Source organism: Candidatus Babeliales bacterium (assembly GCA_035288105.1).
Taxonomy (GTDB): domain Bacteria; phylum Babelota; class Babeliae; order Babelales; family Vermiphilaceae; genus SOIL31.
Genome location: DATEAY010000069.1, coordinates 21,414 through 31,203 on the forward strand (window position 1 = coordinate 21,414; position 9,790 = coordinate 31,203).

The window sequence follows — 9,790 nt, forward strand, 5'->3', positions numbered from 1 at the left end:
CCTATACGGGATCAAGTTGTTCATAGATACTATAGCGTAATCGTATGCACATAATCATTATGCCAACAAAAATACCCGGTACACAGATTGAAAGAGGTAGATAATCTGGACCAGCAAGGAGTGCAGACCGTAATCCTTCAATAACATATGTGAGTGGATTCAGCCAAAATAGTTTGCTAAATATGGGAATCACAGCACTAATAGTTTTGAAGGTAAAAAAAGCAGGGCCAAAAATAAAAAGAGGCATAATACGGCGTGCCCACATATTGCTTTTAAACCATTGGAAACTATAGAGAATACTTGAGCCGAGGAAAAAAAGTGACCAAAAAAGTAATGCCAAAAAGTAAACACATAAAAAAGCAATAAAGCTGCCATTAATAGGGCCAAAATTATTTCCCAGTGCTATAATGCCAAGTGTTACCAATGGCAATGTAACAATGGCAGATTCAATCATAAATGATGATAGATAGTATGCAAAGAGCCATGTCTTTGGTAGAGGGAGTGTTAGGAAATAATCAATAAAGCGGTCAAATTTAAGATCATATACCATGCGCATTGCACAATTGTATCCTAATGACGCAAGAAAAAATGAAAGTGAATTACCTAAAAAAATGGGTGCAATAAGTTCTGTTGACATACCAAGCAGCGGTAAAAGACTACCGAATATGAGCACAGTGATTGATACAAGAATTAATCCATCAATAACAAGATTGTGAGCGCGTGTTTTTAACACCTTCATATCACGTGTAAGAAGTGCCAAAAAAATTGCTGCATTGTCAGTGAATGTGTTCATAAAATCTACTCTATTTGTTCTTGTACAAGTTCGATAAATATATCTTCAAGAGAAGCATTATTGCGCTGTGCTTTGATGGCTTGAACAGAATCAATGAGTATAATTTTACCTTTGTGTAAAAAGCATACTCTGTCGGAAAGTTGTTCAGCTTCATCAAGATAGTGGGTTGTCAAAATAATGGTGATACCCATTTTTTTGAGTGATTTAATTTGTTCCCACAGTGCACGGCGAATATCCGGATCTAACCCAACGGTTGGTTCATCAAAGATAATAATTTTTGGATTGTGTATGAGTGCTCGTGCAATCAGAACACGTTGTTTATTGCCACCAGACAGCTGATTGATAGAAAATTGTGCGTATTTTTGCAAGCCAAAATGTTCAAGGAGGTAGGCAATGCGTTCGTCAAGTACATCTTTTGGAACCAAGAAATAACGACCAGCAAAATATAAATTTTCTTCAACAGTCAAAAATTGATCTAAATTCTGGTGTTGTGGGCAAAAGCCAAGGTCTATGCGATATTTGTCGACATCGTTATAAATTGAGGTACCTTCATACAAAATATCACCAGAAGTTGGTGGATGTAGCGTGGCAAGGATAGAAGAAAGAGTAGTCTTGCCTGCGCCATTAACGCCGAGTAGGCCAAAAATTTCACCTTTGTTAATGCTGAAAGATACATTATTAAGAGCCCGGACAATACGTCCATTGCTATTATATGTTTTTACTATAGAATCTATGCGTAAAATTTCATTATTCATGGAAGTGGTACTTTACAGAAAGAAGGTGATATTACATATATAGTTACTATAACACTTTTTTTTGTGGTCAGCAATTGGTATTTATTTCGAGTTGCGTAAATTTTTAACAGTTTTTATACATGTATATGTGCATAAAGGGAAGCAAAATGATGAGAAAAAACATGGGTGTTTTAGTTGTAATGGCTACGGTGTGCAGCGTTGGACAGAATGTACAAGCTATGGATAAGCCGCAGGAGAAGGTGCAGTTAGTTCAGGATGCTCAGTCTGATATGTACCCATCAAATCTTTTTAAGGCATGCCACGTTGGCGACTTTCCTTTGGCCATAGAATTGACAAAGATAGCTCCAAAATCAGAAGTATTTAGACGTAATGTTCTCGGTGCTATGCCAATTTATTTTGCTTTAAGCGGCAGTCCATATTCTGTGAATGAAGAAGAAAAAATGGGTATACAAAAAAGACTCGAACAAAGAAGAGAATTGGTCAAATGTTATATTAATCGCGCTGGGGATGAGGCATATACATTCGTTTGCAATGACTTATGGCATCGTCTTGTTGAAATTGGTCAAATTAATGATGTGGAGTTGGTTAAAATGGCTATTACTGTTGTGCAAGAGCGTGCACAAAATCATCGGGTTGTTGATTTTGTGTCTGGTTATGTATGGGATCTTATTTCTTCGACGAAAAAAGGCAGGGATCAATTGGATATGGCCATAATAACTGAAAGTTTTGATATAGCAAAATTATTACTAGAAAAAGTGGGACTATGTGATGCAAAATCGTGGGCTTTGAAAGCATTTAATAAATCCAAAGCTGATCATTATGATTCAGAGGCAAAAGACAAATTTTTACTTCAGTACATTAAATAAGAAATAAAATAATTTTTGAGTAATGAGAAAAAATGATAGTAAAAAAATTGAGCATAGTCTTTGTGTTGGTTGCTGTGTGCAGTCAATACAATGCGCAAGCTATGCATGAACTTACTAGAGATAAACTTACTCCAGCAGAAATACCTTGGCGTGAAAAGCCGTTTACTGATACGGGATTACCGCGTGACCAGTTTCCAACACCTCTGTTTGAAGCGCTTGCGCTTGGTAAATTTCAGTTGGCTTTACAGGTTATACAGAATGCTGAGGTGAAAGATCTATTTCATACGAATAATTCGGGACTTGTTCCATTTAACTATCTTTTGTCGTATAAAAAAGATGGTGCTCATCGGATAGAGCAAGTATTTATAGAAATTCAAAAAACAGCAGTAGCAGATTTGTATTTTAATCGTGCCGGTGACAAGGGATACGAATTGCTTAGTCGTCGTGAAAGAGGTGCATCTTTATGGCGATGTATTGTTGCGAATGGCAATCTAGGGATAATAGGTATAGCTATGAATGTTGCAAAAAAACGTACTCAGGAACATCCAGAAGGAGGCGATCGTTGTTGGAAGCTTCTTACTGAAGATATTAACAATAGTTCATTGCTTCAGGCTACTGTGTATAATAAAAAGCAAGTAGTTAGAGAATTGCTAACCTATGCAGGTGATCGTGCACATGAATTAGTTGCAGTAGATAAATCGCCGTATGGAAATATATTGGAGGCTACATACATTGAAGGTAAATCGGAAATTAGGCAGTTGTTGATGGAACACGCAAATGGCCTTGCAAGTGATTGTTTTTATAAACATTTAAACCATCTTCATGCTATGAAAGAGGTCAATCCAAAGCAGTGGGTGGATCCACAAAGTGGTTTGTTGAGTAAGGTGATAGTGTGTGATTTGCATCGGCGACATCCTGAAGTTTGTCCAGTGCCACAAGAGATTTCTGAATTGTTGAGTGTGGCACAAGAATCTTGTGATTCATTGGAAAGAAGTCATCAGTAAAACTATTTTTTTATATCTGGTCAAACTTCTGTAAGGAGTTTGACCATTTCTTTTCATTGGGGTCCCCATGTGAATTAACCCAATTTCCAATTCTTTCCAATGGGTACCCGGCTGAAGAGAAACGGAAGCTGGGTTTTAAAACTTGCATAATTTTAACGATATGTTATTAATCGAAGGTATGAAGTTGGTATATCGTCTATAATAAAAAGAGAGGATGTGTATATGATGAAGCGTTATGCAATGGAATTTGTCGGTACATTTTTTTTGACAGTAGCAATTAGTTTGATTGCTAATCCAATAGTGATTGGTTTAATGTTGATGGCGATGATTTATGTTGGTGGGCACATTTCTGGTGCACATTTTAATCCTGCAGTTAGTTTTGTTTGTTTTATTCAAAATCGTTTGAAATTGGCTGACATGGGTATATATATAATCGCACAGTCTCTTGGTGCAATTTTAGCATTGTGTTTCTTTATGATGATTACGAATGGAAGTTTTACTTTGGATGTAGTACCAGGTAGTCCTATTTTAGCTCCTATGGCAACAGAAGCACTGTTAGTGTTGTTATTTGCTTGGGTATATTTAACAATGAATCTTATGACTCGCTATAAAGATACTGCAATACCAGGAGTTGTTCTTGGTTTAACATTATTGGCAATAGCTTTTGCTGGAGGATTGTTTAATCCAGCAGTGGCAATAGCATCAATTGTATGCAGCGTGATAAGGGAAGGTTCTTTGAATGCAATTGCTATGGGAAGTGTGGTGGTGTATATTGTTGGACCATTACTCGGTGCATTTGGAGCATCGTTTATGTTTGATTACTTCAAATCCGAAGTATAATGTATCCGTAAATAAATCAAAAAAGGTATGGATGAGTTCCATACCTTTTTTTGATGTTTTATAGTAAAAACTGGTTTATTTTTTGTCTTTCATCTTCGGATAGAGGATATTGGTAAATTTTATCGAGGGTTGTATTGTAGTCATGTAAAAAAGAATAATAGTCCTCTACTTCTGCGGGAAACTCGGAACAATTTAAAGATCCTGTTGAGTCTTCGTAAGTGGGTAAAATCTGACCAAGACAGTTTAGATGAAGAATATATTTCGCTTTGTGTTGTTCGATATCTTGTAAAAAAATGTTGCTTCCCACATCAGATTTATATATATCTTTGAGAGTGTAAAATGCATTCTCATTGCCATAGGATGCAGGACAATGTTTTGGAGCGTGTTGAACGATTTCGGGACAATTTCCCCATTTGCTCACATGTTTCTTTTTGTCTTCGAAAATTGCAAAGTGTGTAACGACACGGTATCCATAAAGATTCTTATCCACATATTGCACAAGATCATTTTTTTTTGGAGTATTTGTAGGATTAAAATATTTATTTACAAATTCGATCGGCATACCATTATCGTTGGTCGAAAACCGTAGATGTTGCGGAATCTTGAGTATTTTTTCGAGTGCAAAATGATGGCATCTATAGTCTTTTTTCGTTGGATCTATTACACCGAGCACTTTAATACTTGAAGCAATCTTTGGCCAATCCTTACTTTCTGCAGGTTCTAATAGTATTCGTTTTTCAGTTATTTTCTTGTTGGAAGGTAGTTTTTTTAGCGTAGGCTTATCCATTGCTTGGCAGGCATTCATCAAGCCAAGAGTGAATAAAATGAACATGGAAAAAAATGTAGTTTTTCTGACAACTGTAGTCATAAAGCCCCCATTAAGACAGTTTTTCTGATCACTGCATATATCTATATTACCAAATATGTAAAAAATTACAAGCTGCAATGTAGTGATAGGGTTTTTAAAGAGGGCTGTAATACGTACAAATGTCGGATTAGTAGAGGTTATAGATCATTTTTTTTGAGAAGATTCAGAGCTTTGGCGCCATTCTGGCATACTGTACCCACCAACATTAAGATTTTCACTCCATAGTTGAAGGTAGCAAGCGGCATTTTTGCGGGTTTCTGGTGTTGCACATATTACATATTGGTTATCATTCTTACGCAAGATATCGGCACATAATGAAGCTTGTTGAAGTGCGAATAATTGGTTTTCATGAAACATAAGTTTTCTCATTTTTATTTCCTCTTTGGTTGGCCCAGGTGTGGGTTGGAGCAGCATTGGTTGAGGTGTAAAATATGCACTAGGATTGTTGAGATCTACCTGATCAAAGAGTTGCCGCTGTTGATGGTTATCTTGATGAAAGTTTGATTGCTGATATTCTTGCATGCCATAATTTGTGAACGATATTCCTGCGCTGAGCGTTGCTAGCGTTAATATATAGTTTTTCATGAAAATCCTTTTTTTTTAATTGATCGATGTGGTGATACTATCAAAAAAAATAAACAAATAAGAAGAAAGTTCTTATGATTGTTACATTATTTTCTGGGTTTTAATTGATTGAAAGATATGGCATTTAAGCTATTCTAAGTACATAACTGAGAATTTTTAAAAAAGAGTATTGCACGATGAAAATATCATTGAACTGGATTTTTGATCACATTAAAGGTGAATTGTCTCGTATAGATGTAGCGCAGCTCGTTGATACATTTATAAGAACAACAGCAGAAATTGAAGGTTGGAAAAAGGTTACGGTTAATGTTGATGAGCTTACGTTAGCAGAGGTTGTCAATATCAATGGTGATACCGTGATCGTGCGTTCGGCAGAACACAAAAAAGAATATATTTTGCCAAAAAGAACCGATGCTCTTGTTGGTTCATATTTTTTGGTTTTCAGTGCTGAAAACAATAAACGTTGGGCAACTTCAGTGCTGTTTGGTGGAATTAAAGATATGGTGTTGCCCGCTATGTATTGCCCAGAAAACCTGCGCGCTGGTGGATGGAAGTCAACAATCGAATTACAAGATTATGTTGTAGAAATTGATAATAAATCTATTAATAGTCGACCTGATTTATGGGGACATCGTGGTTTAGCGCGTGAGATTGCTGCAATTTTAAACTTACAATTACGACCGTTGGAAGAATTCGTTACACAAAAAGATAGTATTCCATACAAAAATACAGCTCCTGCTGACAAAAATAATCCATGTGCTATCACGATAGAAACGCCTCAGATATGTGACCGATTTGCCACATTCTATATTCCATCTGTTGCGGGGCAAGCATCACATCTGAATATGATTGTGCGATTAAGTCGTCTTGATAGTAGATCTATAGATTTTCTTGTTGATGCTACTAATTACGTGATGCTTGATTTAGGCCAACCGATGCATGCGTTTGATGCGGATGCTTTTCAAACACAGCAGATCACAATTGCTTATGCGCGTGATAAAGAAAAATTAGCGTTATTAGATGGTGAAACGATTGAATTAACAACACAAGATCTTGTTATTACCGATGGCGGTACAGCAATTTCTCTTGCGGGTGTTATGGGTGGAGCAACAACGGGAATTTCTCAAAAAACTAAATCAGTTTTATTGGAAGCAGCACATTTTGATCCGGTCATTATTAGACGTACTGCAGCACGTCATAAAAAAAGAACTGAAGCATCTATGCGTTTTGAAAAAAGTTTGGACCCTTGTCATAATACAGATGCACTCAAGCGGTTTTTATTTTTACTTGACCGTGCAGGAATCACGTATACTGCAAGTGAACACATTGTGTCTTTAGGTGAATGTCCACAGCAAAAAATTATTGTAGTAGGGCATGCATTTATTGAAGCGCGTTTGGGTGTTATTATTAAGGTTGAGCGTATAATTGAGATCTTAGAAAAAGTTTCTTTTGGTGTGGTACAATCTGCCGAAAATAATGCAATTGTCTATGCCATCACTGTACCGTCTTTTAGAGCCACCAAAGATGTTAAAATTCCCGAAGATATTGTAGAAGAAGTTGGTCGTTACATTGGTTATGATACATTACCACGCGTAATGCCTTCATTGCAATTGCGTCCGTTAGATTTACACAAAACCTATATCACTCGTGCAATAAAACATTTTTGTAGTTATGGATTACAAATGCGAGAATTGTATGGGTATTCTTTTTTTGACGAATCAGTATTACGTGAGCTTGCGTGGCAGCCAACTGACGCTGTTGCAATAAAAAATCCTATTTCTGAAAATTATATACATTTGGTTACTACACTGCAGCCACATCTTCTTAAAGCTGTTGGTGAAAATAGTATTGCTCACGTGCAATTGCGTTTTTATGAATGGGGCCGTGTGTGGCATATGAGTGGTGATGCTATTGTTGAACAAAAATCACTCAGTGGAATATTTTTTACCCAACCTTCTTCCTTGGCTATTGATTTTTATGCAGGCAAAGAAATGCTCATGCGTATGTTTGATGAATTGCACATGGAAATTTCATGGCAACCGAATGATGGTACCGATTTTTCATGGATGATGCCACATCAAACAGCAATCCTTAAGCACAACGGTGTACGCATTGGTATTGCGGGTATGGTTGAAAGTTCGGTGGTTAATGCAATTTCTGCTGCGGGAGGTTCGGCGTTTATGTTTGAAGTGAATGCTGACTATCTGCTTGATTATCGCAAACCAGTTGTTCGATTTAATCCATTATCAAAATATCCATCAGTGCGACGTGATGTGAGTATGTTAATTTCTGCTGCGATAACTGCCGATGTGTTAACAGATGTTATTAAATCGGTTGATAAACGCATTGAATTAGTAACATTGATTGATTTTTTCACTAAACCTGAATGGAAAGATCAAAAAGCAATGACGTTCCATGTTGAGATGTGTGATAAAGAAAAAACATTGACGTCAGATGAAGTTGAAGGAATGTGGAGTCGTGTTATTGCTCAATTGCAGCTGCAAGGAGCGGTTATTAGGTAATACCGATTGTACGATCTTAACTCATCAGTCGAATTTCTTTTCCCCGCGCTCATCCTGAACTTGTTGAAGGATCAAGCGCACATAATGAAAAAATATTTAAATGCAAAATCATTTTTATGTATATATTTTGAAGTGTAAGGATGGAGAGTATTACGTAGGACATGCAGATAATATTGATAAAAGAATGTCGGAGCATCATCAGGGATTGATTGAAAAATGTTATACACAAAGAAGGAGGCCTGTTGAATTAATATTCCTGCAGGTTTTTTCTACTCGAGATGATGCATTTCATGCCGAAAGGCAAATTAAAGGTTGGTCGCGCAAGAAAAAAGAAGCTTTGATGAAAGACAATTGGGAAGAAATCAAGAGATTAAATGAATTACAGAAAAAGATTTAGAGAGCGTTTGATCCTTCAACAAGTTCAGGATGAGCGCGGAGAGGACTTGAGCTTGTCGTATTCTTAAGCTAACTCAACTGAGGTTTGATGAACAAAAAATACATATATTTTTTCTTAGCAGCATTTATTTTTATTGTTGACCGCGTATCTAAAATGGCAGCGCTTGCATATTGCACAGAATCCGCGCGTACAATTAATTCATACCTATCTTTTGAAGTTGTGTTTAATCGCGGTATTTCGTGGGGCATGCTGAACTCAACAAGTGATATTGTTTTTGTTCTTGTTTCACTGATGATTGCAGTGATTACTGCATTCTTGTGCTGGCATGCGTATTATCAGTACATGCGTGGTAACGCAATTCTTGGAGAGGTTTGTATTATTGCAGGGTCAGTTTCTAATCTTATTGACCGTGTGGTGTATGGCGGAGTGATAGATTTTATCGTACTTTCGTACAACACATTTTCATGGCCTGTTTTTAATGTGGCAGATGCAGCAATTGTCTGTGGCGTGGGGATTTTGATTTTTTGTTATGAAAAATAATCTCTTTAATTTATTTTCATTCCTCAAAAATATTTTACGTACCTATCTTATGCCATGCATATGCGCGTACTGTAAAAAATTTTTATCAACAACAGATATTTTTTGTAGCGAATGCAAAAATAAAATTTTTCGCGTTGTTTCCAAACAAATAGATGTAACGCCAAGTTTTTCCATGACAGTATTTGCAATTTCAGATTATAAAGATCCATTAAGAAAATTAATTTTATCAAAAAGCTGGTCTGATAGTTTATCGAGCTATCAGATGGGGCAATTGCTGTGGGAAATGACGCCACTGCAACAGCTTGATTGTGATGTTATTGTACCAATACCATTGCATTGGACTCGCTATGCATGGCGCGGTTTTAATCAGGCGCACGAGATTGCGCACGTGATACATAAGAAAAAAAATATACCCTTACGGCATGCGCTTAAACGAGTTAAAAAAACTGCGTACCAATCAACACTTGCTTCAGCACTACGTGCACCAAATCTTAAGCAAGCATTTGTTGTGAATGATGCACAAGCAGAACATTGTACTGGCAAGCATATTTTATTAATTGATGATTTGATGACAACAGGATCAACAGTACGCATAGCAGCGAAAGCATTGTTAGCGTTAA

The 9,790-nt window shown here is 36.7% G+C and carries 11 protein-coding genes; 7 read left to right on the forward strand and 4 right to left on the reverse strand.

The annotated features are described in order from the left end of the window. Position 1: 1 nt before the first annotated feature. Together VJJ26_03815 and VJJ26_03820 are read right to left on the reverse strand one after the other, a co-directional pair. A complete protein-coding gene (locus tag VJJ26_03815; protein ID HLC07289.1) occupies positions 2–793 on the reverse strand; it encodes an ABC transporter permease in 792 nt (263 codons plus the stop codon). A gap of 5 nt (positions 794–798) precedes the next feature. After that, positions 799–1,548: an ABC transporter ATP-binding protein gene (locus VJJ26_03820; protein HLC07290.1), complete on the reverse strand. Its 750-nt coding sequence runs from the start codon at positions 1,546–1,548 to the stop codon at positions 799–801. A 146-nt stretch (positions 1,549–1,694) separates the two neighbouring features. Between VJJ26_03820 and VJJ26_03825 the strand changes: the two genes are divergently transcribed. The 3 genes from VJJ26_03825 (at position 1,695) to VJJ26_03835 (ending at position 4,258) form a co-directional block, all read left to right on the forward strand. Then, positions 1,695–2,414: a hypothetical protein gene (locus tag VJJ26_03825; protein ID HLC07291.1), complete on the forward strand. Its 720-nt coding sequence runs from the start codon at positions 1,695–1,697 to the stop codon at positions 2,412–2,414. A gap of 32 nt (positions 2,415–2,446) precedes the next feature. After that, positions 2,447–3,418 (forward strand): hypothetical protein, encoded by a 972-nt coding sequence (locus tag VJJ26_03830; GenBank protein ID HLC07292.1) that lies wholly within the window; start codon positions 2,447–2,449, stop codon positions 3,416–3,418. A gap of 222 nt (positions 3,419–3,640) precedes the next feature. Next, positions 3,641–4,258 (forward strand): aquaporin, encoded by a 618-nt coding sequence (locus tag VJJ26_03835; protein ID HLC07293.1) that lies wholly within the window; start codon positions 3,641–3,643, stop codon positions 4,256–4,258. A 58-nt stretch (positions 4,259–4,316) separates the two neighbouring features. On the opposite strand, the gene VJJ26_03840 is transcribed toward VJJ26_03835, so the two are convergent. Both VJJ26_03840 and VJJ26_03845 read right to left on the reverse strand, forming a co-directional pair. Further along, positions 4,317–5,126, reverse strand: coding sequence for a hypothetical protein (locus VJJ26_03840; protein ID HLC07294.1), 810 nt, complete (start codon positions 5,124–5,126; stop codon positions 4,317–4,319). Between the two features lie 144 nt (positions 5,127–5,270). Further along, positions 5,271–5,711, reverse strand: coding sequence for a hypothetical protein (locus VJJ26_03845; protein HLC07295.1), 441 nt, complete (start codon positions 5,709–5,711; stop codon positions 5,271–5,273). 176 nt (positions 5,712–5,887) lie between these two features. Here VJJ26_03845 and pheT point away from each other — a divergent pair, with 176 nt between their 5' ends. The 4 genes from pheT to VJJ26_03865 form a co-directional block, all read left to right on the forward strand. Further along, the gene (pheT, locus tag VJJ26_03850; protein ID HLC07296.1) at positions 5,888–8,233 is read left to right on the forward strand and encodes a phenylalanine--tRNA ligase subunit beta; all 2,346 of its coding nucleotides are present in this window, start codon (positions 5,888–5,890) and stop codon (positions 8,231–8,233) included. A 100-nt stretch (positions 8,234–8,333) separates the two neighbouring features. After that, the gene (locus tag VJJ26_03855; protein HLC07297.1) at positions 8,334–8,630 is read left to right on the forward strand and encodes a GIY-YIG nuclease family protein; all 297 of its coding nucleotides are present in this window, start codon (positions 8,334–8,336) and stop codon (positions 8,628–8,630) included. An 87-nt stretch (positions 8,631–8,717) separates the two neighbouring features. Beyond that, positions 8,718–9,170, forward strand: coding sequence for a signal peptidase II (gene lspA, locus VJJ26_03860; GenBank protein ID HLC07298.1), 453 nt, complete (start codon positions 8,718–8,720; stop codon positions 9,168–9,170). Next, positions 9,160–9,790: hypothetical protein (locus VJJ26_03865; GenBank protein HLC07299.1), on the forward strand; the 631-nt coding region annotated here is incomplete at its 3' end. The genes lspA and VJJ26_03865, both read left to right, overlap by 11 nt.

Coding starts and splice junctions, on each gene's coding strand:
- VJJ26_03815 (HLC07289.1), bottom strand. CDS start 793: ATGAACACATTCACTGACAATGCAGCAATTTTTTTGGCACTTCTTACA.
- VJJ26_03820 (HLC07290.1), bottom strand. CDS start 1,548: ATGAATAATGAAATTTTACGCATAGATTCTATAGTAAAAACATATAAT.
- VJJ26_03825 (HLC07291.1), top strand. CDS start 1,695: ATGATGAGAAAAAACATGGGTGTTTTAGTTGTAATGGCTACGGTGTGC.
- VJJ26_03830 (HLC07292.1), top strand. CDS start 2,447: ATGATAGTAAAAAAATTGAGCATAGTCTTTGTGTTGGTTGCTGTGTGC.
- VJJ26_03835 (HLC07293.1), top strand. CDS start 3,641: ATGATGAAGCGTTATGCAATGGAATTTGTCGGTACATTTTTTTTGACA.
- VJJ26_03840 (HLC07294.1), bottom strand. CDS start 5,126: ATGACTACAGTTGTCAGAAAAACTACATTTTTTTCCATGTTCATTTTA.
- VJJ26_03845 (HLC07295.1), bottom strand. CDS start 5,711: ATGAAAAACTATATATTAACGCTAGCAACGCTCAGCGCAGGAATATCG.
- pheT (HLC07296.1), top strand. CDS start 5,888: ATGAAAATATCATTGAACTGGATTTTTGATCACATTAAAGGTGAATTG.
- VJJ26_03855 (HLC07297.1), top strand. CDS start 8,334: ATGCAAAATCATTTTTATGTATATATTTTGAAGTGTAAGGATGGAGAG.
- lspA (HLC07298.1), top strand. CDS start 8,718: ATGAACAAAAAATACATATATTTTTTCTTAGCAGCATTTATTTTTATT.